Below are 26,034 nucleotides of genomic sequence, written 5' to 3'. Positions count from 1 at the left end.
TCTATCCTCAGGCCTCGGGCCAGCGCGCGATCACGCTCTCGCCGCCGCGTACCACGTCGCCCGGGCGGACCTGGAGCCGGCACGCGAGCGGGACGAAGACGTCCATGCGGGAGCCGAACTTCATGAGGCCGAATCGCTCACCCGCTTCCAGTCGATCGCCCACCTGGACGCGGCACACCACGCGCCGCGCGAGGACGCCAACGACCTGACGGAAGACCACGGTGCGGTCGCCGGAGCGGACCCACACCTCGTTGCGCTCGTTCTCCGCCGCGGCGCGATCGTCGTAGGCTGCGAGGAACTTGCCCGGTGTGTAGGCGATGCGGGTGATCTCGCCGCCGTACGGCGTCCTGTTGATGTGGACGTCCACGGGCGAGAGGAAGATGCTGATCTGCTGCCACTCGCCCGGCGGGGCGACGCCTGGTTCGCCCGGTCCGGCCACCATCACGCGTCCGTCGGCCGGCGACAACACGAGATCGGGATGCTGGGGGGGATACCGCTCGGGATCCCGGAAGAAGTAGGCCAGGAAGCCGGCCAGGCCGAGTAGCGGGACGCCGAGTGCCGGCTTCTTCCGCAGGAGGAAATAGGCCGCCGGCGCGAGGGCCCCGGCGATGAACGGATATCCGGCGCGATCGAGCTTCATACCAGGACAGTATGACCGGTGTTCTCGACCTCCACGACGCGGTGCCCGTCGCAACGCGGCGGGCACCGGTGAAAACACTCGATTTCAGGCGTGAGCGAACGTCGAGGTCGGACCGGGCGGCGGAGGTGAGGAATATCGCCGGACGATGTCCTCCATCCGGTCCTTCAACTGAAGCTTGCGCTTCTTCAACTGGGCTTCTTCCAGCTGTTCATGCTCGGATGGATGGGGGTTGGTGGACATCGACCGAATCTGCTCGTCGAGCTCGTGGTGCAGTTGGTAGAGCTCGCGGTACTCCGCGTCGGTCCTGAGGAGTTGCTCCTTGACATCCTGCGCATCGGGCATCGCTGCCTCCTTGCTTGCGGGGGAACCAGATCAGGGTCTCCCCCGGGTTCTAAGGCGCACTCTACCACCCTCGCTGGCGGGTCGCAACGCGCATTTCAAGGCCTGCGATGTGCGCGTCTCGTGCGGGTTCAGATGCCGCCCGATGCGTGTCCGACGGGTCGCCAGCGCATCAGAATCGCGTCCTCGCGCGGGGCCTGGTAGTAGTCGCGCCGGCGGCCGTTGTCGACAAAGCCGTGGCGCGCGTACAACCGCCGCGCCGCCACGTTCGACGCCCGCACCTCGAGGTGGACGCCTGCCGGACATGCGTCAGCGATCGCTGACAGGACGGCGCCGACCAGCGCGCGCCCGGTGCCCCGTCGGCGCGCGTCAGGATGCACGGCGAGGCGCAACACCTCGGCCTCCCCCGCCACGACGCGGACGATGGCGCCCCCCACCACGCGCGCTCCTGATCGCGCGATCCACACACGGGTGAGGGCATCGTCCAGCAGTGCGCGGAGCGCGTCGAGCGACCAGGGCACGTCGAAGCTGACCGCGTCGATGTCGGCCAGCGCACGGCTCTCCTCGGGCCCTGCCTCGCGGATCACGACGTCGAATGCCATCAGATGTCGCCGGCCACGGACAGGCCCGCCTGCTCGCGTGCAATGACGGCATCAGGCCGTCTGACGTACGCGGGCCGTACGGCGGCAGGCACGACCGCCTCGCCGGCGCGCGCACATGCCAGGGCGGCGAGCGGCGCGGCAAGCAGCGGGATCGACTGTGGCCGGAGGCGCGTTCCGAATCGTGCGACGAACGGCGCCCCGGCGCCAGGCCACCCGTCGCCGCCCACGGCGATGGGCGTGGCATCGTGGCCGCACGTCCACGCGGCGGCTGCCTGCTCGGGTGTGCCGACCATCGCCGGAACGACGGCGTCGAGCGTCCCCCGCATCGTATCGGCCTGGTAGAGTGCGGTGAAGGCTTCGCCGCGCATCCCGTGCATCAGCGCGCCCACCCACCGCGCGTCCGGCGCCGCGTCGTGCACGGCCTGTGCGATCAGGTCGAGCGTGCTGGCCATGAACACGCGTCGATCGAGCGCCATCGCAAGCCCCTGCATTGTGGCGAGTCCGACGCGCAATCCCGTGAAGCCGCCCGGGCCGATCGCGGCGGCCAGCAGGTCCACGTCCTTCGGCGTGCGGCCGTGCGCCGCCAACAGATCGATGAGATCACCCGGCAGTCGGGCGGCGTGGCGAATCGTGGCCTCGCCTGCGCGGACGTCGAGCACCAGACCGTCGAGGGCCAGGGCCACGCTGCCGCCGCGCGTGGACGAATCGAGAGCGAGAACGAGCATGCTAGACTGGCCGCGGTTCTCACGGCCTCACTCATTCTACCGGCCGCGTCCTGGCGGCCGTGCATGCCGCACCCCGCTGCCTCCGGTGTCCGACTCCATCCTGACAGCCCCGCCCGCCTCGCTGACCCCGGCGATGCGTCAATATCAGGACGCCAAGCGCCAGCACCCTGACGCCCTCCTCTTCTTCCGGATGGGCGACTTCTACGAGCTGTTCTACGAGGATGCCGTCGTTGCGGCGCGCGCCGTGGAACTGACGTTGACGTCGCGATCGAAGGACGCGACGGGCACGGGCATCCCGATGTGCGGCGTGCCGTTCCACGCGGCAGACGGCTACATCATGCGGTTGGTGCGACAGGGCATCAGCGTCGCGATCTGCGATCAGATCGAAGACCCGAAATCAGCCAAGGGACTCGTCAAGCGCGCCGTGACGCGTGTGGTCACACCGGGGACGCTGATCGATGCGGCGTACCTCGACGCCCGCGCGCCAGCGCTGCTGGCCGCCATCGTGCCGCCGCGAAAGGGCGTCGACGTCTGGGGGCTGGCGTGGGTCGAACTGTCCACTGGCGACTTCGCGGCCACCGAGTTCGCCGGTGACACGGCCACCGCGCTGCTGCGCGACGAACTCGGAGTGCTCTCGGCGCGCGAACTGCTGGTCCCGGACGACATGGACCTCGAGACGCTGCGCGCCGACGGCCTGCCGCTGCCCGCCGTGACGCGGCGCGACAGCTGGCAGTTCGCGCTCGACAGCGCGCAGCGCGCGTTGACCGGGCAGTTGCAGACGAGCGGCCTCGCGGGGTTCGGCCTCGACGGCCATCCGCACGCCATCGGTGCGGCGGGTGCGCTCGTTCAGTATCTGCGCGACACCCAGAAGGGCGATCTCTCGCACGTACGCACGGTGACCTATCGCGAGACGCGCGACGGCCTGATCGTCGACGCCACGACGCTACGCCATCTCGAAGTGCTCTCGTCGACCGAAGGCGATCGACAGGTGTCGCTGCTCGGCGTCCTCGACGACACGGTCACCGCGATGGGCGCGCGGCTGATGCGCGCGTGGCTCACCAAGCCGCTCGTCGACCTGGACGCCATCCGCGATCGTCTCGACGCCGTCGAGGATCTGGCGTTCCGCTCCGTCGAGCGCGGGACGCTGCGCGACGGGTTGAAGCCGGTGTACGACGTCCATCGGCTCGTCGCACGCGCCGCGCTCGGCACGGCCGGCCCGCGCGACCTCGTGGCACTCGCGCGATCGCTCGGCGCCGTACCTGCGTTGCGACAGACGCTCTCGACGTTGCAGGCACCGCTGCTCGCGCAGGTGGTCGAGGCGCTCGACGATCTCCCGGCGCTCCGCGAACAGATCGCCGGCACGCTGGCCGATGAACCGCCGCTGCTCGCGCGCGACGGCGACGTCATCCGCGACGGTGCCGATCCCGAGGTCGATCGCCTGCGTGGCCTGAGCCGGCGCGGCAAGGACGACATCTCCTCGATGGAGGAGGCCGAACGCATCCGTACCGGCATCACGTCACTGAAGATCCGGTTCAACCGCGTATTCGGCTACTACATCGAGGTGTCGAAGTCGAACCTGCACGCCGTGCCCGACGACTACATCCGCAAGCAGACGATTGCGGGGGGCGAGCGCTTCATCACGCCGGCGCTCAAGACGTTCGAAGAGCAGGTGCTGCACGCCGACGAGCACCTCATCGCGCTCGAACTCGCGCTGTTCGAGACGCTGCGCCGCGAAGTGGCGACGCACGCGCCGGCGCTCCAGCGCACGGCGCACGCACTGGCGGTGCTCGACGTGCTCGCCACGTTCGCCGACGTCGCGGCACGGCGTAACTACAGCAAGCCGCACGTCCACGACGGCGACGACATGTCCGTCGTCGAGGGCCGCCACCCGGTGGTCGAGACGATGACGCGCGAGGCGTTCGTGCCGAACGACCTCTCGCTCGACGGCACGTCGCAGCAACTGCTGGTGATCACCGGCCCGAACATGGGCGGCAAGAGCACGTACCTGCGGCAAACCGCGCTGCTCTGCCTGATGGCGCAGGCGGGTTCCTTCGTGCCGGCGCGGCAGGCCAAGCTGCCCGTCGTGGATCGCATCTACGCGCGCGTCGGTGCGGCGGACAACATCGCGCGCGGGCAGTCGACCTTCATGGTGGAGATGCAGGAGACGGCCAGCATCCTCAACACCGCCACGTCGCGCAGCCTCGTTGTCCTCGACGAGATCGGCCGCGGCACGTCGACCTTCGACGGCCTCAGCATCGCGTGGGCGGTAGCCGAGCACCTGGCGTCGGGCCCGAAGGCACGCCCGAAGACGCTGTTCGCCACGCACTACCACGAGCTGACGGATCTGGCCGACGCACTTCCGGGCGTCGCCAACGCGCACCTCCTCGTACGCGAGTGGCAGGACCAGATCGTGTTCCTGCGAAAGGTCGTGCCCGGTCGCTCGGATCGGAGCTACGGCATCCAGGTGGCGCGGCTCGCCGGGCTGCCGCCGACCGTCATCCGCCGCGCGCGCGAGATTCTCACAGGACTCGAACAGGACGAGCTCACGCGCGGCGGGCGTCCGACCATTGCGGGCGCATCGGCGCTGACGGGGCCCCAGCAGCAGCTCGGCCTCTTCCAGGCGCCTGCCGACGACAGGCTGCGCGATCGCCTGCGCGAGCTCGACGTGGACAACCTCACGCCATTGCAGGCCCTCGCGCTGCTGGCCGATCTCAAGCAGGAGGCCGACGCCTGATGCGCACGGCGCTGCGCCGCGGCATGCTGGTGGCGCTGTGCGCGTACGTGCTCGCGGTCGGTGGATGCCGGCGCGGTGACGTCGCGCACGATCCGGCGCTCGTGGTCGGGATCGCCGTCGGGCCGACCAATCTCGATCCCCGCATCGGGAGCGACGAGGCCAGCCAGCGCGTCCACCAGCTCCTCTACGCCTCGCTCGTCCGCCTGGACGATGCGTTGCAGGTGGTGCCGGAGGTGGCCGAACGCCTGGAGGCGCGCGACGACAGGACGTATGTGGCGCGACTGCGTCCCGGCGTCCGTTTCCACGACGGCTCCGCGCTCGATGCCGAAGACGTCGCCTACACGTTCCGCAGCTTCCTCGACGCGTCGTTCCTGTCGCCGCGCAAGGGCGCCTACGCGCAACTGGCGGCCGTCGATGTCGAGGATCCGCTGACGGTGGTGTTCCGTCTGAAGGAGCCCTTCGCGTCGTTCCCCGTCAACCTCGTGATGGGGATCGTGCCGAGAGATACGCCGGCCGGCGCGCCCGCGCGCATCGGCGCTGGGCCGTACCGCTTCGTACGCCTGCAGTCGGACGATCGCGTCGAACTGGCCGCCAACGCCGAGTACTTCGAGGGGCCGCCCCGCAACGCCGGCATCGTCCTGCGCGTGATTCCCGACGACACCATGCGCGGGCTCGAGCTGCGTACCGGTGCGATCGATCTCGTCGTCAACGACCTCGTCCCGGACATCGTGCGCGCGCTGCAGCGTGAGGGGCGCATGCAGGTGGTGACAGCGCCGGGGCTCGACTTCTCGTACGTCGGCATCAACTTGCGCGATCCGCTGCTCGCCGACCCGCGCGTGAGACGGGCGCTCGCGCTGGGCATCGACATCTCGGCCATCGTGTCGCACCTGCGCCGCGACCTGGCCGTTCCGGCGACGGGGATCATTCCGTCCTGGGCGTATCCGGCAGACATGGCACCCCTGCCCCACGATCCGGATGCCGCACGACGGTTGCTCGACGAGGCGGGGTATCCGGATCCGGACGGGAACGGGCCCCTCCCGCGGTTCACCGTCTCGCTGAAGACGTCCACGGCGGAGTTCGTGCGCCTGCAGGCGGCCGTCATCCAGCAGGACCTCGCCCGTATCGGCGTGGCTGTCGACGTCAGGACGCACGAGTTCGCCACGCTGTACGCCGACGTCCTGAAGGGACGCTTCCAGTTGTTCACGCTGCAATGGGTCGGCGTGACCGACCCCGACATGCTGCGGCGCGTGTTCCACTCCACACAGATGCCTCCGGCCGGCTTCAATCGCGGCTTCTTCAGCGATCCACGCGTCGATGCGCTGATCGACCAGGCCACGACGACCACCGATCCCGGGGTGCGGAGAGGGCTGTACATCGAGGCGCAGCGGCGCATCACGGCCGCCACGCCCTACGTGAGCCTCTGGACGAAGGTGAACGTCGCCGTCGCGCAGCCATGGATCCACGGCGTGCATCTCACGCCGCAGGCCAGTTTCGCCACGCTGCGAGACGTCACCAAGTCGCCGCGCTGACCCCGTTCAGGATCGCGGCAGGGATTCCGCCAGCAGCGACACGACCATCTGCGGCGACTCCGCATGGATCCAGTGCCCGCCTTCACGCGCGTGGAGGTGTACGCGGGCATGTCCCGCGACGGGATGCCGTTGCAGTCGTTCCAGGCGCGCGACAGCCTCAGACGAGATCACCGACGACCGCGTGGCCTTGAGCACGTGGATGTCGTGCACGGCCGAGCCCGGGTCGAGGACGTCCCAGTACGACGTCGCGAAGAACGCGTCGAGCAGCGTCGCCATGACGTCGAAGTCGAGTGTCCAGCGATAGCGGCCGTCGCGTTGCGCCAGATTGGTCGACATCCATTGCGCGACGGCGGTATCGAAGCCGCCGGCCTCGATCCCCGCGATGGCGTCCTGCCTCGACGCGAAGCTGTCGGGCAGGCCGCGCACGACACCGAGCATGGCCCAGGCGCTGCCCGACGGCGCCTTCGCATCGGGCGTCGAGTCGATGACCCATGTCTGCAGCGCGCGGGCGTGCGCGAGCCGCGCATACGCGAGCGCCACCTTGCCGCCGAAGGAATGCCCGAGGAGCGCGTCTGGCGTCACGCCTTCGGCAGTCCCCCACGTCTCGATGTCCTCGGCCATCTGCTCGATCGTGCCGGCGTCGGCACTCCGCAGCGCGTCGCCGTGATGGCGCAGGTCGGCCAGCCAGCAGCACCAGTCGGGCCGCTGCTCCACGAGCGTTCGCGCGACGGCGAGCCAGTTGCGCCCGCGCCCGTAGATGCCGTGCAGCATGACCAGGTGCCTGACGCCGGGCCCATCGGCGCCCACGCGTGTGGCGACCATCGGTGACGCGATGCTCATCGCACCACGGTATCCTTGACGCGGGTTCCGGGTCACGTGCCAGCCGACGATCAGCTCTCGCTCTTCGACTTCACGCCGTCCACGCGCACGCGACACGACGGCACTGTCGACGTCGAGAGCGACTGGCCGGCCGACGTTCGCTCGCTCGGAGAACGCATTCCGCCCGGCGTCAGATTCGGGACGAGCAGCTGGAGCTTCCCGGGCTGGGCCGGCATCGTGTATCGGCGTCCACGCGCGCAGACCGATCTGGCGCGCGATGGCCTTCGTGAGTACGCGCGCTACCCACTCTTCGGCACCGTCGGCATCGATCGCAGCTACTACGCTCCGCTGACCAACGAAGACCTGAAGCGCTACGCGAGCCAGTTGCCCACAGGCTTCCCATGCTGCGCGAAAGTGCCGGCGATGTACGCCTCTCCGGTGTTACCCGGCAGCGCTCACGGTGCGACAGCCGTACCCAATCCGGACTTTCTCTCCGCCGACGGTTTCCTGCGCGACGTCATCCAGCCGTTCGCGCTCCACTTTCGCGGTCATACGGGGCCGTTCGTGCTGGAGATTCCTCCTGTGCCGCACGAGGCACGGCTCGATCCGCAGGCGTTCGCCGATCGGCTCGGTGCGTTCCTTCAGTCGGTGCCCTCGCCGTTCCCCATGTCCGTGGAGCTCCGCGACAGCCGGCTGCTCACGCCCGCGTACGCGTCGGTACTGCGCGAGACGGGTGCGGTGCACGTGCTCAACTACTGGTCGGCGATGCCCAGGCCGGGCGAGCAGGCAGCGTCAGTCGATCTCGACGCTGCGCCGCATCGCGTGATCCGTCTCCTGTTGCGCCCGGGGACGCGCTACGAGACGCGTCGCGAGGATTGCCGGCCGTTCAACAGGATCGTCGACCCCGACGAGCCGCTCCGGCGCGACGTGACACGACTCATCATCGAGGCCCTTCGACGCGAACAACCGGTCTACGTACTGGTCAACAACAAGGCCGAAGGCTCCGCACCGCTCACGATTCGCGCGCTCGCCGATCGCGTGGTGGCGGAACTCGATCGAGAGTCACTGGTCGACACCACGGCGGCGACGCCAGATCCGGTCAACACGTAAGCACGATCTTGCCGATGTGCGCGCTCGACTCCATCAGCGCGTGCGCGCGCGCGGCGTCGGCCAGCGGGAACACGGCGTGGATGATCGGCCGCACGTCGCCGGCGGCGATCCACGGCCACACGGTCTGCGCGAGGGCGTCGGCGATGCCGGCCTTCTCCTCGACCGGTCGGGGACGCAGCGTGGATCCCGTCACGGTGAGGCGCCGCCGCATGACGAGTGACATGTCGATGGTGGCCGTGCTGCCCCCGAGTACCGCGATCTGCACGAGCCGCCCGTCCTCGGCCAGCAGCGAGAGGTTGCGCGCCACGTAGTCGCCGCCCACCATGTCGAGGATCACGTCCACGCCTCGCCCGTCCGTGGCCTCGCGGATCGCGTCGACGAAATCTGTCGTCTTGTAGGCGACGGCCCGCGTCGCGCCGAGCGCCACACACGCGTCGCACTTCTGGTCGGACCCTGCCGTTGCATACACGGTGGCGCCTGCCTGCCTGGCGAACTGGATGGCCGTTGTGCCGATGCCGCTCGTGCCGCCGTGTACCAGGAACGACTCGCCGGCGCGCAGCCTGCCGCGTTCGAAGACGTTGGTCCAGACGGTCATGCAGGTCTCGGGCAACGCCGCGGCCTCGACGAGACTCAGGCCGGCCGGTCGCGGCAGACACTGCCCCTCGGGCGCGACGGCGTACTCGGCATAGCCGCCGCCCGAGAGCAGCGCGCAGACCTCGTCGCCCACACGCCATCGCGTGACGCCGTGTCCGCATGCCGCCACGGTGCCGGCCACTTCGAGACCCGGGAGATCCGACGCACCCGGAGGCGGTGGATAGCGTCCGCGACGCTGGAACACGTCGGGACGATTCACACCTGCAGCGGCGACGCGGATCAACACGTCTCCAGCCGCGGGTGTCGGAACGGGACGCGTCGTCGGCACGAGCACGTCGGGCCCACCCGGTTGGCGGATCTCGACGGCCTGCATCAGCGCGGGAGCGACCATGCCCGAGGATATCCGTATCATGGGCGGATGTCCGTGGCGCGCGCCTTCCTGCAGGGATCGGTCATGCCGGTGGTTCGCCTCGCGTTGCCGGTGGTGGCGGCCGAACTCGGCTGGATGGCCATGGGCGTGGTGGACACCATCATGGTCGGGCCGCTCGGCGCGTCGGCCATCGGCGGCGTCGGCATCGGAAGCGGCCTGTTCATCGCCATCGGCATCTTCGGCATGGGGCTCCTGCTCGGCCTCGACACGACGGTCGCGCAGGCGTTCGGCGCCGGCGACACCGACGAGTGCGACAGATGGCTGGTGAGCGGCGTGTGGCTGGCCGCGCTGACGATCCCCCCGCTCGCCGTCATGGCCTGGGCGATGTCGGCGTTGCTCCCGCACATGGGATTCCATCCCGACGTGCTGCCACACGTCAGAGCCTACTTCCCCATCGTGTCGCTGAGCCTGCCGCCGCTCCTGGTCTATGCCGCGTTCCGACGCTACCTGCAGGCGCGTTCGCGCGTCGGCATCGTCGCGTTCGCGCTCGTCTCGGCCAACATCGTCAACCTCGCGGCCAACGCCGCGCTCATTCACGGTGTCGGGCCGATTCCCGCGCTCGGAGTGCAGGGCGCGGCATGGGCGACGGTCGTCTCGCGCATCTACATGGCGGTGGTGCTCGGGTGGGACGTGTGGCGGCTCGCGCGGACGCACATCGCCACCATGCCCTGGGCGCTGCCCGTGGCGCGCGTCCGTCGACTCCTCGCCCTGGGGCTTCCCGCGGCGGCACACGTCACGTTCGAGGTCGGCGTGTTCAGTGCGGCGACGGCGCTTGCCGGTCAGTTGCTGCCGGAGTCGCTGGCCGCGCACCAGATCGCGCTGAACATCGCCAGCGTCGTCTTCATGGTGCCGCTCGGCGTGTCGTCGGCGGCGGCCGTGCTGGTGGGGCAGCATATCGGCGCGTACGACGCGGCCGGTGCCAGACGCGCCGGATGGGCCGCCATGCTCGTCGTCGAGGTGTTCATGGCCTCGTCTGCGGCGACACTGGCGCTCATGCCCACGCCGTTCATCACGTTGTTCACGTCGGACGCCGGCGTCATCGCGATCGGGACGCGACTGCTCGCCGTGGCGGCGGCGTTCCAGTTGTTCGACGGGCTCCAGGTCGCGACGACTGGCGCGCTGCGCGGGCTTGGCGAGACGCGGATGCCGATGCTGGTGAGCCTGTTCGGATACTGGATCAGCGGCTTGCCGCTCGGTTGGTATCTCTGCTTCCGGGCCGGGTACGGCGTCATCGGGCTCTGGCTCGGTCTTGCCGTGAGCCTCTTGGTGGTCGGAACGGTGCTGATGGGACTGTGGCACGTGCGGATTCGAGAGACGGCACGACGGATGGGAGCCTGATGGCATTGCGAACGGGAAGATTGAGCGCGGCACTCGACGCCATTCCGGGCGTGTCGCTGGGCACGTGGCCAACGCCGCTCGTGCGTCTGCGGCGACTCTCGGCGGCGCTCGGGATCGACCTGTGGATGAAGCGCGATGAGTGCAGCGGCCTCGCACTCGGCGGGAACAAGGCGCGCAAGCTGGAGTTCGTCATGGCACGCGCGATCGAGGCCGGCGCGACCACGGTGGTCACCGCCGGGCCGCTCACCTCCAACCACACGATGATGACCGCCGCGGCGGCACGGCGCCTGGGCCTCGACGTGCACGTCGTGCTCGGCGGCACGCTGCCCACGCACGAAACAGGTAACCTCGCACTCACGAGACACTACGGGGCGCACGTGCACGTCACGCCGATGGACACGGCCAACCCCTCCGACGTCGATCTGCAGGCATCGAAGACCCTGTGCGCAGCGCTCGTCGAGCAGACGCGCGGCTTCTGGATCCCGCCAGGCGCGTCGATGCCCGAGTCCGTACCGGGATACGCGGCCTGCATCCGCGAGATCCTCGCGCAATGCGGCGGAACGTTTCCCTTCGACGATGTGGTGGTGGCGTACGGCACCGGGTCGACGTCGGCTGGCGTCCTGGCGGGGCTTGTCCTCGCAGACGCACCGGCCACCGTGCACGCCGTCTCGGTCTCGTCGCGCGCGGCGATGGAACGCTTCTCGGCCGTGTCGCCGGAATCACTCGTGCGCGCGGCTGCCGACCTGTATCGGTGGCCGATGGCGTTCGAGGAGTCGCACGCGCGCTGCGCATGGATCCGACCGGAGACCGAGCCGGGCTACGGCATTCCGACCACCGGCAGCACCGCGGCACTCGCGCGATTCGCGAAAGACGAGGGCTACCTCCTCGATCCGACGTACACGGCCAAGGCCGTCGCGTCGTTGGTGGAGATGGTCGGTACGGGTGTTCTGCGCCGTGGTGCGCGCGTCCTCTTCATCCACACGGGCGGCCTGCCCACGACGGCCGCCGCCGTTCGCCAGTGAAGGGCCTCCGATGACGATCGTCCCGCCTCCGTCGATTGGCGCCACAGGCGCCGTGCCGTTGCGCGTCAACGACGCGCACTGCCACTTCTTCTCTCCGCGATTCTTCGACGTCCTCGGGCGCCAGAAGGGGCTGCCTGGCAACGCGCCGGGGCATGAGGTCACGCGTCTGGTCGGGTGGGACCATCCGGGTACGCCCGAAGCGCTCGCCGACAGGTGGGCGGAGACGTTGACAGCGCACGGGGTCGGCCGCGCCGTGCTCATCGGCAGCGTTCCTGGTGAGGAGGAACAGGTCGCGCGGGCCGTGGCTCGACACCCGGACCGCTTCGTCGGAGCCTTCATGGTTGACCCGACGCAGGAGGGTGCCTTGACGCGCGTGGCATGGGCGCTGGTGCAGCCCGGTATGCGCGTCGTGTGCCTCTTCCCGGCGATGCACGGCTACTCGCCGTCCGATCCGCGCGTGCTGGGGCTGGCAGCGCAGGTGGCGGGCAGTACGGGTGCTGCGCTCTTCGTGCACTGCGGTGTCCTGACGGTCGGCATCCGCAGGACACTCGGTCTGCCCAGTGCATTCGAGACGCGATTCGGCAATCCGCTGGAACTGCAAGGCCTGGCCCTGCGTCATCCGACGCTGCCGATCATCGTTCCGCATTTCGGCGCCGGCTTCTTCCGGGAACTGCTGATGGTGGCCGATGCGTGTCCCAACATCCTGGTCGACACCTCGTCCAGCAATGCGTGGATGAAGTACAACCCCGGTCTCACGCTGCGGCACGTCTTCGGCCAGGCCCTCACCGTGCTCGGACCCGAGCGTCTGCTGTTCGGGACCGACTCCTCGTTCTTCCCGCGCGGATGGCAGGTGGGGATTCGCGACACCCAGTTGGCGGTCCTTCACGAACTGGGCGTGCCGGACGTGGATCGGCAGGCGATCGCGGCTGGAAACTTCGACAGGCTCTTCCGTCGAGACCTCGCCTGAGTCTGCTATCGTTGACCGGCACGTGGTGACCCAACAGGCATGCAACCGCACGACGCGGGCGTCCCCGATCCGGATGCGGATGCGGGTGGCGAGCGGCGCTCTCGTGGTGTGCCTCGTCGGTGGTGGAGTCGTACAGGCGCAGCCGCCGCCGATGCGTACACCACCAGCGACACCCGGCGAGCACTATGCCCATACGATCGTGCGCGGCGACACGCTCATCGGCCTTGCGCAGCAGTTGATGACCGACGTCCGCGACTGGCCGAAGATCGCGCGACTCAACCGCGTCAGGGATACCAGGCGGCTGCGTCCCGGCCGGAGCTTGCTCTTCCCTGTGACCCTGCTGCGTGGACTGCCCGGTCGGGCCGACGTGCTCTGGGTGCGGGGGCAGCCTCGTGTCGAGGGCGCGGGACAGGCCACCGTGGCGCTGCTCGGCACGGCGATTCCGCCAGGTTCGACGATTACCACAGGCGACGGCGACGCCGTGCGCCTGCGTCTCTCGACAGGCGCCGAGGTGACCGTGGGCGCGCGCGCGCGCGTGACGCTCGTGGAACTCCGCACGATCGCCGGCAACGTCAAGCGGACCCTGCTCGACGTCAGGCGCGGACGCGTGGAGTCAACGGTGTTGCCGGCGACGCATCCGCAGCAACGTCACCAGGTGCGTACGCCGCTGGTCAACGCCACGGTCCGCGGCACGGACTTCCGCGTGGCGGTCGCCGACGATGACACAACGGTCACGGAGGTCACCGCGGGCCTCGTCGGTGTCGACAGCACGACGCAGACCGTCGACGTCGGAGCCGGCTTCGGTGTTCGCGCCGGGCCGGGAGCGTCGACGCTCACGCCCACGACGCTCCTCTCCGCGCCCGACTTGTCGTCACTGATCCTCACGGTGAACCGCTTGCCCGTTCGCGCACGATGGGCGCCGACGACAGGGGCTGTCGCGTATCGCGTTCGCGTCGTTCCCGCTGACGGCGGCGCGCCTGTCGTCGATACGCGCATCCCGCGAAGCGACGTCTCATGGCCCGACATCGAGGACGCGGCCTACACGCTGGTCGTGCGCGCGATCGACGCCGCCGGGATCGAGGGGCTCGATGCGCGACATCCGCTGGTGATCGATGCGCGCCCCGTGCCCCCGATCGTCCGCGATGCCGGCGGAGGGGCGCCTGTCTACGGTGACACGCTGCCCCTTCGGTGGACCCAATCGGCGGAGGCCTCCGGTGTGGACGTCCAGGTGGTCGGTGACTCGACGTTCGGCGTACCCGTGTTCGAACGGAGCGACGTCAGGACCAGCGAGATCGCCGTGCCCCTTCCTCCGGGCCGGTACGCGTGGCGCATCGCCACGCGGCAGGGCGAACAGCGAGGCCCCTGGAGCGACGCCGTGCCGGCCGAACTCCGAGCCCGTCCGCCGGCCGGACCGCCGCCTGCCGTGCAACTGCTCGCCAGAGAACTGACCCTTCAGTGGTCGGCTGGGCTCGGTAATGATCGCTACACCGTGCAGGTGTCTGCCGATCCGGCGTTCGCCACGACGTTGGTCGACGCCGTCGTCGATGTTCCGACGTTGACCATGCCGCGACCGGCAGCTGGCCGCTATCACGTGCGCGTGCGCGCGGTGAGCGCCGAAGGTGTCCACGGGCCCTACGGGCCGACCCAGAGCTTCGACGTTGTCGATCCGCCGCGTCGGCGCAGCAAGTGGTGGTGGCTCCTCGTGCCGGCTGGCGCGGCAGGCGTGGTACTGGGTGCTCGTTGATGCCCGTCCACGGTCGCAGGACACGCGTCGTGCTCGGATGTGCGGCGATGGCGACCCTTGCCGCGATCGCCGTCGACCTCGTGGGTCCCGGCAGACGCGTCGACACGTGGCTGTGGGATCGCGTCGCCCCACTGGTTGCGTCGAACGTGGCCGATACCGACACGGTGGTGTTCGGTCTCGACGATGCGTCCATCACCGCACTGCAGCCCCTGCTGGGTCCCTGGCCGTACCAGCGTGACATCTGGGCACATGTCCTCCGCTATCTCGACACGGCTGGTGCCGCGCACGTCACGCTCGACGTGCTCCTCACCGACCCTCGCCCGGGCGACGAGCAACTCGGCGACGTGCTCGCGGGACTCGACAACGTGGCGCTGGCGGCCGTAGCGGTCCCGTTCCAGATCGGAGCCGATCGTGAGGACGTCCCGCCGACGCGCGCGATTCGCATCGACCCTGACGCGCCCGCGCGGACGTCGTCGGACCTCGTGGAGCCACGGCCCGAGTTCGCGCGTCGCGCGACCGTTGGTGTGGCCACGGCTGTTCCCGACGAGGACGGCGTCGTGCGACGGCTGCCGGTCGTCACGCGGGTGGGGACCCGCCTGTATCCCGGTCTGTCGTTCACGCCCCTGCTTGGCGAGGACCGCATCGTCGGCACGCGCCGCACGTGGCGCGGACCGATCCTGACCATCGGCAGCCACGCCATACCCGTGGACGAGGACGGACAGGTGGAACTCCACTTTCCGCGGCGGCTCCCGTCGCTGCCGACACTCCCGTTTGCCGATCTCGTGCGCGCGGCGGTGGCGCCACAGGCGGGCGGCGGACTGGCGGGCACGGTGCACGGCAAGCGGGTGTTCATCGGCGCCACGGCCCTGCTGCTGGAGGAACCCGTGCGAACGCCGGTCGGCAGCACGTCGGGTGTCGAGTTCCTGCGCCTCGCGTCAGGGCTTGTCGAGGGCGGAGCTGTTGTCAGATCCCGGCGATGGGCGTTCGATGGCGTGATGCTGATCGTCGTCATGGCGGTGTTCCTGGCGGTCAGGGCCAGGGAGAGTCATCGCCCGCGCACGCTGGTGCTGGGCATGGTGGGCGCCTGGGTGGTGACAGTGGTTGTGGCGCTCGCGCTGCTGACGTGGGCGCAGCAGCGCGTGGCGATGTTCACGCCGATGGCGGCCGCGTCGATGGCGGCCATCATGCTGGGCCTGGCGGATCTCGCACGCCTGCAGCGGGAACGTGCACGCCTCGAAGCCGACACGCTCGCCGCCGAGCGGGCGTCGGAGCTGAAGACGCAGTTCCTCAACCACGTCGCACACGAACTGCGTACGCCCGTGACGGCCATCCTGGGATTCGGGCGCCTCATCGTCGAAGGGAGGACACCCTCGGCCACCGAGGAGTACGCGCGCGTCATCAGTCGCAACGGCGCGCACCTGCTCCACCTGGTGAACAACCTGCTGGACGACGCCACCTTGTCTGTGGGCCGGGCGCGCGTCGCTCCGCAACCCATCGCGGTGCGAGTGCTCGTGAGTGACGTGCTCGCGACGATGGAAGGCCTGCCGCGTCAGGACGGCGTCGCGCTGTCGGGTGAGGTCGCGGTCGGCGTGCCCCCATACCTGCTCATCGATGCACTGCGCGTGCGGCAGGTGCTGTTGAACCTCCTGGCCAATGCGATGAAGTTCACAGAGGCGGGCAGCATCCACCTCTCCGTCGATTGGGACGCCCGCGCCATGATCGTGCGCGTGACGGACACGGGCAGCGGCATGACCCCGTCGGTCCTCGCGCGCGCGTTCGACGAGTTCGAGCTCGGCGATCCGCGTGCGATTCGCGCTGGTGGAACAGGGCTCGGCCTGAGCGTGTCGCGTCGCCTGGCGCGCCTGATGGGCGGTGACCTCGTCGCCGTGTCCACCGAAGGGCGCGGCAGTTGCTTCACATTCACGCTGCCGACACGTGTGGTCGATGCGCCACCAGGCATCGATGGTGTGAGCGAGCCTTTCCCCGATGCCATCGACGAGGCAGGCCCACTCGTGCTGGTCTGCGACGACGTGGAAGACATCCAGCAGTTGTTCGCGGTAGTCCTTGCGTCTGCGGGTGCGCGCGTGGAGACCGTGAACAACGGAGCCGACGCCGTGACCGAGACCCTGCGGCTGTGGCCAGACGCCGTCGTGATGGATCTCGATCTCCCTGGCCAGGACGGGATCGTGACGGTGCAGGCTCTACGCCGGCAGGGCTATGACGGCCCCGTGATTGCGGTGTCCGGCAGCGGCAACGACAGAGAGGCGTCGTTGCGACAGCACGGCTTCACCGACTCGGCGCGCAAGCCTGTCTCGAGCGCCCTGCTGATCGACCTGGTGTCGCGCCACGTGAGAGGCTGGCAGCCCCGCTCGTCGGTCCCGCGCCCGAAGGTCTGACGATCAACGGCCTTCGGCGAGTTCGCTCGGGAGTCGCGGCGTGCGCAGCAAATCGACGAAGACATCCCATCGTCGATCGGGTGCCGTGGCGATGCCGCCCTGCCGCGTCACGTACCGCTCGACGAGGTCTTCGCCGAGGTTGTAGTTGATGACGTAGCTCCGATAGCTGTCGAAGAACCGCACGCGCTGCGCCGCGCGTTCGCGGCTCATGAGGGTGTAGCGCTCGAGCCAGGCGATCGCCTGATCGGCGGTGAAGGTGCCATCGAGGTACTGTCGCGCCGCCTCGTTTCCGGAGTAGGCCAGTCCGGTCGTCAGGCGCTGGACTTCCTGATACCTCGCCGCGAGCGCGGGATCGAGCCCGGCCAGCGGATACAGCACGTCGCGCTCGAATGCGAGGCGGTCGGCGTCGCTGAACGCCACGCGAATCCCGAAGTTCGCCGTGCCTTCGGCGATGAGGCTCTGCGGCGAGAAGAGCGGATAGACGGACCACTCCACCCACCCGCGTTCCCGGACGAGATGCTGTTCGAGCAGCACGTTGTACACGTGGTGGCCGGGATAGCCCTCGTGACACGCGAGGTCGAGCGCGCGGTCGATGTAGATGGGCAGGTCCGTGTTCACCTGGATCACACTGCGGTACTGCCCCTGATACCAGTTGTAGCCGCTCCACGGCTTGTCGGTGACGTACTCGATGCGGAATGACTCCCCGGCCGGCAGCGTGACGTGCGCACGCGTCCTGGTGCGGCAGGCATCGACGGCTGCACGGAACACTGCGTCGAGCGCGGCTGGCGGGATCACCATGCGCTCGCGGAATGCCTGGTAGCGCGCAGACACGCTGCCAGTGCCCGGGAGGACTGCGTCGAGCGCGGCGAGCAGGCCGTCGAAGTGCGCGGCGTCGTGCGTCGGCGCCGTGGCGTCGTAGAGCGCCCGCGACTCCTCGTCGAAGGACACGCGCGTGCCACCCGCGATCGCGGCCCGCATCGCCAGCGCGCGTGCCTGCGCCCGCAGCACCAGCAGCCGTCGCATCTGGTCGGGCCCGTCGGCGACGTACGCGTCGAGGCGGGTGCGCAGCGTGTCGATGCGGTGCGAGACGTCGGCAAGCGGTGCCTGGGCGGCCGTGACGTCGGCCTTGATGTCCGTGGGGCCGTAGTACGCATCAACCGCATCGGGGTCGTGTACGCCCAGCGCAAGCACCTGGCGGACGTAGTCGTGAGCGAGGTCGTCGAGCGTGGGCATGGATGTCCGTGATGGTTGCGCGGCAGGGCCGATGTGCCACAGCGGCCGCATCCCCGTCGGTGGTATGTCGAACATCGCGTAGAGCGTCGGCATCTCGGTGAACAGCAGCGCGACGAACGCGACGAGGCACGCGGTCACGTACGCGGTGAAGCCCTTGTGACGATACAACTGCTCAGGCCGCTGGGCCGGGCTGTCTGGCAGCATGCCGAGCTTCAGGTAGTACGCGAAGAGGCCCGCCACGAGCGGCGCCATGAACACCAGTTCGAGGTGATAGCGGACGATGAAGATGCCGCCGAAGAGCGCGCCGATCACGGCGTAGAAGAGGATCGAGACGAGGAGGCGATCCTCGGTGTAGTGCCTGAACGATCGGCGATAGGCCGCGGCAACCGCGGGATCGCCGATGTGGCGGTACTCCGCGTATCGCTTGACCGCCATCAGGAACGCGCCCGCCATCCAGTACGCAATCGCGAGCGACACGGGCGGCAGGAGGCCGTCGATGAGCGCGAACCAGCCGAGCCCCAGGCGAATCGGGTTGTTGATCGACTCGCTCAGCACGTCGAGGTAGGGCCACTCCTTCGTCCTGATGGGCGGCACGTTGTACAGCACTCCCATCACCCAGAGCCAGACCGCCGACGCGAGGAACGGGCCGTTGACCATCGCGGCGATGCCGAAGCCCGCGATCGCCAACAGCACCCATTCGGCATACGCCAGCGGCGGCGATACGAGACCCGACGGAATGGGGCGGTTTCGCTTCAGGGGATGGTGGCGATCCCGCGGTGCGTCGAGGATCTCGTTCAGGACGTAGTTGCTCGACGCCACGAGACACGTGGCGGCGACGGCGATCAGCAGGCGCCACACACCCGCGCGATCGAGCGCGTCGGGGCGATAGCCGACGGCCAGCACCACGCCGAGCAGCATGAACCCGTTCTTGAACCAGTGGTCGGGTCGCGCGATGTCGACGTACGCGCGCCAGGCAGGCGTCGCGGCAGGGGGAGGATGTGTGGATGGCAGGTCGGTCACGGCCCGTCTTGACGACACACATAGTAGCCGGGAACGATCGGCGGCGCCGCGTCACAGGGACGCGTGGCGATGCGCACCACCTCGGCCTCGTGTCGTGCGAGCACGTGCTCGTACAGATCCACGCGCGACAGTGTGTCCGACCCGATGATCACCCGCTCGTGTGTCAGGAACGCGACGTAGTACGCCGTCCAGTAGTCGCTCCGCGCGTAGTGGAGTCCTCGCGCCTCCATCGCCGCGCCAAGCTGAGCGCGGTTGGACATCGACGGCGAACGGAGCTGCTCGGCCCAGAGCCGCGCGTGCGGCACGAGGTTGAGGATCGTGAGCCCGACGAACGCGCCGCCGAGTGTCGTGCGAACGATCCGGCCCGGCGAGACGACCCAGGCCACGAGCGCCACGCCCGTGGGTAGGAAGATCCCGAGCAGCGCGTAGCGGATCGTGAGTACCGACAACTCGCCGCAGCGGCTGATCGCGTAGACGATCACGCTCTGCGCACCCACGAGCGCGAGGAACGTCCCCAACCGCACCACCGGTGACGAGCGGTGGGTCCAGAGCGCGCGCCAGTGCCACGCGATGCTGCCCACGGCCAGGAGCATGGCGAGGGCGAACACCGGCCACGCACCGTCACTGCCCTGCCAGATCGTCGACTGGACGGCCGCATCCGACAGCGGCGCACGCACGGGGCCCCACAGCAACCCGAGGTACGAGGCGCCGAGGTCGATCACGTTGCGCCATGCCTGCGCCGGCACGAAGCAGAACGCCGCGCCGAGCGTCGAGAGATTGCCGTCGACCAGCAGGGCCGTCGACGTGCCGGGCCCGCGAACCGACGAGAATCGCGCGACGCCGGCGATGAGTGCCGTCGTACCGAGCGCGGCCATCGTTGCGCGCGTCCAGTGTCGGGCTGCGGTTCGCGTCAGGCCGTTACCCGACAGCACGTCGACCACCACCGCGGCCAGCACCGCGTACGCCACGAACTCGCGCACGTGGAACCCGACAGCCGCGACGATGCCGAACACGAGCGGTGAGCGGCGTGCATACCAGAGCGCGAGGACGAAGACAGCAGGCTCGATGCTCATTCCAAGCGCGTCCATCAGCCCCGTCCCGCTGACGGCCGACGGCACGAGGACGGGCAGGGCGAGCAGCAGGGCGACGGCCGGCCGCAGGCCCGCCGCGCGGATCGCCATCACCGTGGCCACGCCGACGCCGACATTCATCAGCAGCAGCGGCAGCTTGAGCGCGAAAGGCGTGGCCCCGAACACCCACATGAACGGCGCAGTCACGTAAGCCGTCACCATCAGGACGTACGGCAGCCCGTACTGATAGACAGGCAGCGCCCGGAATTCCGCGACGTGCTTGGCCATCAGGCCGACCACCGCCTGATCGGCATCGAAGGCCAGCGTGCCCCACACGACGTACGGCAGCGCGCGGCACGTCACCAGCAGCGCGGCCAGCACGAGCCACGGCATGGAGGTCGACTCGAACCGGGGGATGGAGGCCGATTCGACAGACGAGATGGAGGGCAGGGGCTCCGGCCCCTGGCGAATCGCTGATGGCGCGTGCACCGGTGGCGTGGAGTCGGACGGCGTCATGAGTCTGCGCGACGGCTACTATACGTGGCTGCGAGCCGAGTCCGGCCGCGCGCGCCGTACAGCGCGCCGTACAACACAGGTCCTGAGCTCCAGACACGTCCGTTTCGCGAAATCCCGTGCCGTCCCTCTCGACAGTCAGGTCGTCCGTCGTGGTGCGATCGTTCATCGCCCTGCTGCTCGTGCTGGCGGCCGGATTGTGGTGTCTCGACACGCGGCAGCCCGCGGCGTGGCCCGACGGCGTCACACCATGGTTCGCGCATGTCCGCGCGTTGGCGCCCGCGGCATTCGCCGTCGATCTGCTCGACATCCACGCACCGATCACACCCGATCTCGCGGCACCCAGCGCCGTCCTGCTCGTGCTCATCGCCGCGTGCACGCTCGCGACGCTGTTGCGCGTCGGCGTGCCTGCCGTCGTGGCTGTTGCCGTGGCGTTGAGCCTGGCCGCCGTGCGATCGGTGTGGAGTTCGCTCGCTCTCGGGCACGACGCGTTCGCGACACTCGTCGCCGCGGCGGCCATCCTCGCGCTGACCACCGATGCACGAACCGCACGCCGGCGCGTAACACTCGCCGTGCTCGCCATACTGCTGGCTCCTGCTGCTGCCTGGGGCCTCGTCCCGCTGCTGGCTGCGCACTGGCAGTCGACTCGCGCGCGAGTGGTCGCCGGCGCGATCGTCTTGATCGCGGCCTGCTGCGTGCAGGGTGTCATCCTGGCCTACGCGTGGCAGTCGATCGCGTGCCTCGATGCGGACATGTGGCTGGCAGCGATTGGCGACGTGCTGCGCCCCGGTCTTGTCGCCGACGCCAGTCCGTGGCTCGCGCTGCGAGGCGCGGCGACGATCGTTCTTGGCGACGTCCACGTCTTCGGCGTGGCGGTGGCCGCATGGGGTCTGGCCCGCGCGGCGGGAGCGACAGCCCTCCTGCGCGGACCGACACTCGCGACGCTGCTTCTTGGCGGTGGCGCGGTGGCGGCTGGTCTGCTGCCGTCGGTCGCGTTCGCGCAGGTCCTGGTGGCGTGGTGGGCTGTGTGGTTCGGGCTCGGGCTCGCGCGACTGCTGGCCGGCGACGGCACGCGCGTACACGCACCCGGCGTTGCGACGGCCGCGATTGTGGCCGTGGCCATACCCGTCCTGCGGCACGCGACGGTCGAACCGACGCCATGGGCGGGCAGCATGCGTCACGTCACGCGCGCGGTGGCCCCGACATGGCGCGACGGACTGGTGGCGAGTGACGATGCGACCACGACGCGACGGCTGCGGCTGGCCCGCGCGCGGCCGATTCCGGCAAGTCCCGCGACGCTCGATGGCTGCCTCGCGGCTGGCGTGTCGGTCCGCGCGCTTGGCGACACGATTCCGCGCATCGAGTCGCTCGGATACGACACCGACCAACGACCTGTCTCTGCGCCATTGTCGGCCGTATTGCAGGACCTCCGTGCCGATCAACTCGTCGCTCTGGCCGTGGCGCCCGAAGCCGTCCCGTGGTTCGGGACGCAAGCGGCACCGGCAGCCGCACGCGTGTCGGTGAAGCGCGACAGCCTCGTCGGCGCGCCCGCGCTGGCCGTGATCGCGCGGACGGATGGGGACGGCGACGTACGTATGGGCCGCGACGGCGTCGAGTTCACGCGACAGCCTGGCGATCGCCTTGGCGCGCGCACGCTGCCGGTGGCGGTGGACGCACACGCCGGGCGGACGATGGTTGCCACGCCCCCGCAGACACTTGCCTCGAGTCGGCACGCGGCCCTTGCCGTTATCGATGGGACGGGGGCGGTGGCCCTGCGCGCGGTGGGTGCCCCGGCACCTGGCCTGCCAGTCTCCCTCCAGCAGCATGCCGCGTGGCGGCAGGTGGCGCTCGGCGGCAGGCCGGCCTGCGTCGACGCGTCGCTCGGCTGGACGCACGTGCCGTTGCACGCGCATCGCCTTGGCGTACCTGTCGTCGGTGCCTCGTCTCGACGACCGCTCGTGCTGTACCTGGCGTCTGCGGAACCGCCGGCGGTATCGGTGTCGGGGTTCTCACCGCCGCAGTCGGCCGGCACGTGGATCGCCGACACGTTCGACACGCAGCAGGCCGATGACGTGCGGCGCTTGCGAGAGGTGCAGGCCGAGGATGGCGTCTCCGAGCCGACGGGCACGGGGCGCTGGATGACGCGCGTACGCGTGGTTCCGCGCGTGGTCCAGTCAGCGCACCGGGTCGTCGTGACGGCCGGTGTCTCGCCGGACGCGTGGTTGGTCCGGCTTCCGGCTCCCGGCCACCATCCCGAGACGCGACTCGTGTGCGCCACGGCCGCGCCCGGCGACAGGCTGCTCCTCGGCCACGACGACGCTGTCGACGACCGCACGGCGCGCGAGATCGTGGTGTGGGCCGCCGAAGGCTGGCACGGCGCCGAACGCGTACACGGACAGACGTTCCAGTGGACGGCGCGGACCGACGCGGTTGCGGTCTTCCGCCTGGCCCGCCAGATGCCCGTCACGCTGACGCTCGACGTCACTGGCGCGCATCTCCCGACCGGCGCGCAGCCCGTGACGGTGCGCCTCAACGGACAGGTCCTGCGGACCGAGTTGGAAGGCGCGGCCGACATCGCTCTTCCGGTCGAGGTGTTGCGCGCGGGCGAGAACACGTTGACGTTGTCTGTCGGGACCGTCGTGCAACCGCCTGTGGACAACCGGACACTCGGCATACTCGTCCGTCAGCTGCGCGTGATTTCCTGATCCTTCAGCTACGATGTCTGTCGTGTCTTCGCTTCCGTCCCTTGACGTGCGTCCTTCCGTGATCGGTTCGACCCTCCTCATCACCGGCTCCATCGACACTGGCGAGGATCTCGAGATCCGCGGGACGGTCCGTGGACACATCGCGGTGCCGAACCACTGCGTGCGTGTGGAGAGCGGCGCGCGCGTGGAGGCCGACGTCCTGGCGCGGGACCTCACCGTGTGCGGTCAGGCGCGCGGCAAGCTGACCGGGACCGAGATCGTGGACATCCGTGCCGGTGCCCGCGTCGATGGACAGATCGCCGCCCCGCGCGTGGCGCTCGACGAGGGGGCGGTGGTCAACGCGCGGGTGGAGACGCGCAGCGTCGACGCCGCAGTGCGCGTAGCGCAATACCGCAAGCAGCGTTGACGCGCTGTGCCCTATCATGTCCGGATGACCACGGTCTCCCCGCGTGCCCTGCCGGGCACCAGCGCCACTGATGCCTGGACCGTCGCCGACGCGACGGAGCTGTACGACATCGATCGGTGGGGCAACGGCTACTTCTCGATAGGCGAGAACGGGCACGTCCTCGTCCACCCGACGAAGGCACGATCGCGGGCGATCGATCTGAAGGAGTTGATGGACCGCCTGCAGATGCGCGGCATCACGCTGCCCATCCTGGTGCGCTTCCCGGACATCCTCCAGCACAGGCTCGGCGACATCCACGGCGCCTTCCAGGCCGCGATCCAGCAGCACCAGTACACGGGCCGCTATGCGTGCGTGTATCCGATCAAGGTCAATCAGCAGCGACAGGTCGTCGAAGAGGTGCTGGAGTTCGGGCGGCCGTATGGCTTCGGTATCGAGGCCGGGAGCAAGCCTGAACTGATGGCCGTGGCGGCGCTCGCGTCAAACGACACGCCGATCATCTGCAACGGCTTCAAGGACGCCGAGTTCATCGAGATGGCGATGCTCGCCCAGAAGATCGGGCGCAACATCATCCCCGTCGTCGAGAAGTACACCGAGCTGGGATTGATCCTGGAGTACGCCGAGAAGGTGGGCGTGCGTCCGCAGATCGGGTTCCGCGTGAAGCTGGCCGCGCGCGGATCCGGTCGCTGGCAGAGCTCGGGCGGGTATCGCTCGAAGTTCGGGCTCACCGTTACCGAGATCATGCGCGGCTTCGAGGAGCTGCGATCGCGCGGGATGGAGGACTGCTTCAAGCTGCTCCACTTCCATCTCGGCAGCCAGATCCCCAACATCCGGATCGTGAAGGGCGCGCTTGTCGAGGCGGCGCGCATCTACTGCGAGCTGTCCAAGGCGGGTGCCGGTCTCGAGTACATGGACGTGGGCGGCGGCCTCGGCGTGGACTACGACGGCTCGCAAACCAACTTCGAGTCGAGCATGAACTACACGCTGCAGGAGTACGCCAACGACGTGGTGTACCACCTGCAGCAGGTGTGCGACGAGACGGGCGTGCCGCACCCCACGATCGTGTCCGAGAGCGGCCGCGCCATCGCGGCCTACCACAGCCTGCTCGTCTTCAACGTGCTCGGTGTGTCGGAGTTCGGCGAGGAGCACGTCCCGACCGAGGTCAGCGACGACCTCGAGCAACCCGTCAACGATCTGATCGAAACGCTGCGTAACCTCAACGCGCGCAACGCCCTCGAGAGCTATCACGACGCGCAGGCCGCGCTCGACATGGCGATGAACCTGTTCTCGGCCGGATATCTCTCGCTCGCGCAGCGGTGTCACGCCGAGAACCTGTACTGGCACATCTGCGTGAAGCTGCAGAAGCTGGTCTCCGGACTCGATCACGTCCCGGAGGATCTCCAATCGCTCGACGAACTGCTGTCTGATTCGTACTTCTGCAACTTTTCGCTGTTCCAGTCGATCCCCGACAGCTGGGCGATCGGGCAGCTCTTCCCCGTCATGCCGATCCACCGGCTCGGCGAACGGCCCACGCAGCACGCCGTGCTCGGCGACATCACGTGCGACTCGGACGGCAAGATCGATCAGTTCATCGATCGCCGCGACGTGAAGAAGACACTCGCCCTGCACACGATCAAGGACGAGCCGTACCTGCTCGGCGTGTTCATGGTCGGCGCCTACCAGGAGATCCTGGGCGACCTCCACAATCTGTTCGGCGACACGCATGCGGTGCACGTCAGCCTGAACGACAAGGAGGAAGTGGTGCTCGACGCCGTGATCAAGGGTGACACGGTGAAGGAAGTGCTCGACTACGTGGAGTTCGACGTCGAGCACCTGGTGGCGAAGATGCGGATGGACGTCGAGGCCGCCGTCCGCGCCGGCCGTCTCGACTACCTCGAGTCAGGACGCCTGCTGCGCTTCTACGAAGAAGGCCTGCACGGCTACACCTACCTCGAAGACCCGAACGATCCCCGCTGACGCGGTATCACGGGCCGGGCTCGGAGTGCCGGCCCTACCATCTGTAGCAGTAGCCGGTCTTCCGTTCTGTGGCCGTTGCCAGGGCGGCTCTCCGAGCCCGGGCGTGGAGGACGGTGACGCGGGG

19 protein-coding genes are annotated in these 26,034 nt (G+C 69.2%); 11 read left to right on the top strand and 8 right to left on the bottom strand.

Going from position 1 to position 26,034, the window contains the following annotated elements:
* Positions 1 to 7 precede the first annotated feature (7 nt).
* The 4 genes from IT182_04175 to tsaB all read right to left on the bottom strand — a co-directional run bounded on the left by IT182_04175 (position 8) and on the right by tsaB (position 2,306).
* Positions 8 to 640 carry a phosphatidylserine decarboxylase family protein gene (locus tag IT182_04175; protein MCC6162529.1) on the bottom strand — a complete coding sequence of 211 codons (633 nt, stop codon included), beginning with the start codon at positions 638 to 640 and terminating at the stop codon, positions 8 to 10.
* An 84-nt stretch (positions 641 to 724) separates the two neighbouring features.
* The gene (locus tag IT182_04170) at positions 725 to 982 is read right to left on the bottom strand and encodes a YdcH family protein (protein MCC6162528.1); all 258 of its coding nucleotides are present in this window, start codon (positions 980 to 982) and stop codon (positions 725 to 727) included.
* A gap of 128 nt (positions 983 to 1,110) precedes the next feature.
* Positions 1,111 to 1,581, bottom strand: a complete 471-nt coding sequence (gene rimI / locus IT182_04165; protein MCC6162527.1) for a ribosomal protein S18-alanine N-acetyltransferase — start codon at positions 1,579 to 1,581, stop codon at positions 1,111 to 1,113.
* Entirely contained in the window at positions 1,581 to 2,306 is a 726-nt protein-coding gene (tsaB, locus tag IT182_04160) for a tRNA (adenosine(37)-N6)-threonylcarbamoyltransferase complex dimerization subunit type 1 TsaB (protein MCC6162526.1), read from the bottom strand. The genes rimI and tsaB overlap by 1 nt, the downstream gene beginning before the upstream one ends.
* A 133-nt stretch (positions 2,307 to 2,439) precedes the next feature.
* Between tsaB and mutS the strand changes: the two genes are divergently transcribed.
* A complete protein-coding gene (mutS, locus tag IT182_04155) occupies positions 2,440 to 5,040 on the top strand; it encodes a DNA mismatch repair protein MutS (GenBank protein MCC6162525.1) in 2,601 nt (866 codons plus the stop codon).
* Positions 5,040 to 6,569: an ABC transporter substrate-binding protein gene (locus IT182_04150; protein ID MCC6162524.1), complete on the top strand. Its 1,530-nt coding sequence runs from the start codon at positions 5,040 to 5,042 to the stop codon at positions 6,567 to 6,569. The genes mutS and IT182_04150 overlap by 1 nt, the downstream gene beginning before the upstream one ends.
* A 6-nt stretch (positions 6,570 to 6,575) precedes the next feature.
* Here IT182_04150 and IT182_04145 read toward each other — a convergent pair whose 3' ends face one another.
* Positions 6,576 to 7,409 carry an alpha/beta hydrolase gene (locus IT182_04145; GenBank protein ID MCC6162523.1) on the bottom strand — a complete coding sequence of 278 codons (834 nt, stop codon included), beginning with the start codon at positions 7,407 to 7,409 and terminating at the stop codon, positions 6,576 to 6,578.
* A gap of 36 nt (positions 7,410 to 7,445) precedes the next feature.
* Here IT182_04145 and IT182_04140 point away from each other — a divergent pair, with 36 nt between their 5' ends.
* On the top strand, positions 7,446 to 8,498 hold the full coding sequence (locus IT182_04140) for a DUF72 domain-containing protein (GenBank protein ID MCC6162522.1): 1,053 nt from the start codon (positions 7,446 to 7,448) through the stop codon (positions 8,496 to 8,498).
* Here IT182_04140 and IT182_04135 read toward each other — a convergent pair.
* Entirely contained in the window at positions 8,488 to 9,465 is a 978-nt protein-coding gene (locus IT182_04135; GenBank protein ID MCC6162521.1) for an NAD(P)H-quinone oxidoreductase, read from the bottom strand. The genes IT182_04140 and IT182_04135 overlap by 11 nt on opposite strands.
* 45 nt (positions 9,466 to 9,510) lie before the next feature.
* Here IT182_04135 and IT182_04130 point away from each other — a divergent pair, with 45 nt between their 5' ends.
* The 5 genes from IT182_04130 (at position 9,511) to IT182_04110 (ending at position 16,989) form a co-directional block, all read left to right on the top strand.
* The gene (locus IT182_04130) at positions 9,511 to 10,860 is read left to right on the top strand and encodes an MATE family efflux transporter (protein ID MCC6162520.1); all 1,350 of its coding nucleotides are present in this window, start codon (positions 9,511 to 9,513) and stop codon (positions 10,858 to 10,860) included.
* Positions 10,860 to 11,882 carry a pyridoxal-phosphate dependent enzyme gene (locus IT182_04125; GenBank protein MCC6162519.1) on the top strand — a complete coding sequence of 341 codons (1,023 nt, stop codon included), beginning with the start codon at positions 10,860 to 10,862 and terminating at the stop codon, positions 11,880 to 11,882. The genes IT182_04130 and IT182_04125 overlap by 1 nt, the downstream gene beginning before the upstream one ends.
* A gap of 10 nt (positions 11,883 to 11,892) precedes the next feature.
* Positions 11,893 to 12,849: an amidohydrolase gene (locus IT182_04120; protein MCC6162518.1), complete on the top strand. Its 957-nt coding sequence runs from the start codon at positions 11,893 to 11,895 to the stop codon at positions 12,847 to 12,849.
* Positions 12,850 to 13,000: 151 nt separating this feature from the next.
* Positions 13,001 to 14,593: a FecR domain-containing protein gene (locus tag IT182_04115; protein ID MCC6162517.1), complete on the top strand. Its 1,593-nt coding sequence runs from the start codon at positions 13,001 to 13,003 to the stop codon at positions 14,591 to 14,593.
* Between the two features lie 47 nt (positions 14,594 to 14,640).
* Positions 14,641 to 16,989, top strand: coding sequence for a CHASE2 domain-containing protein (locus IT182_04110; protein ID MCC6162516.1), 2,349 nt, complete (start codon positions 14,641 to 14,643; stop codon positions 16,987 to 16,989).
* 3 nt (positions 16,990 to 16,992) lie between these two features.
* On the opposite strand, the gene IT182_04105 is transcribed toward IT182_04110, so the two are convergent.
* Positions 16,993 to 19,140, bottom strand: coding sequence for a UbiA prenyltransferase family protein (locus tag IT182_04105; GenBank protein ID MCC6162515.1), 2,148 nt, complete (start codon positions 19,138 to 19,140; stop codon positions 16,993 to 16,995).
* A 98-nt stretch (positions 19,141 to 19,238) separates the two neighbouring features.
* The gene (locus IT182_04100; protein MCC6162514.1) at positions 19,239 to 20,828 is read right to left on the bottom strand and encodes a hypothetical protein; all 1,590 of its coding nucleotides are present in this window, start codon (positions 20,826 to 20,828) and stop codon (positions 19,239 to 19,241) included.
* A gap of 149 nt (positions 20,829 to 20,977) precedes the next feature.
* Between IT182_04100 and IT182_04095 the strand changes: the two genes are divergently transcribed.
* Genes IT182_04095 through speA form a run of 3 tightly spaced genes read left to right on the top strand, consistent with a single transcriptional unit; the run spans position 20,978 to position 25,910 of the window.
* Positions 20,978 to 23,530: a hypothetical protein gene (locus IT182_04095; GenBank protein ID MCC6162513.1), complete on the top strand. Its 2,553-nt coding sequence runs from the start codon at positions 20,978 to 20,980 to the stop codon at positions 23,528 to 23,530.
* 22 nt (positions 23,531 to 23,552) lie between these two features.
* Entirely contained in the window at positions 23,553 to 23,936 is a 384-nt protein-coding gene (locus IT182_04090; GenBank protein ID MCC6162512.1) for a polymer-forming cytoskeletal protein, read from the top strand.
* Positions 23,937 to 23,960: 24 nt separating this feature from the next.
* Positions 23,961 to 25,910: a biosynthetic arginine decarboxylase gene (speA, locus tag IT182_04085; GenBank protein ID MCC6162511.1), complete on the top strand. Its 1,950-nt coding sequence runs from the start codon at positions 23,961 to 23,963 to the stop codon at positions 25,908 to 25,910.
* The last annotated feature ends 124 nt before the right edge of the window (positions 25,911 to 26,034 follow it).

It is taken from the genome of Acidobacteriota bacterium (assembly GCA_020845575.1).
In the GTDB taxonomy this organism is placed as follows: Bacteria; Acidobacteriota; Vicinamibacteria; order Vicinamibacterales; family Vicinamibacteraceae; genus Luteitalea.
This window is presented reverse-complemented; position numbering and strand designations above follow the sequence as displayed.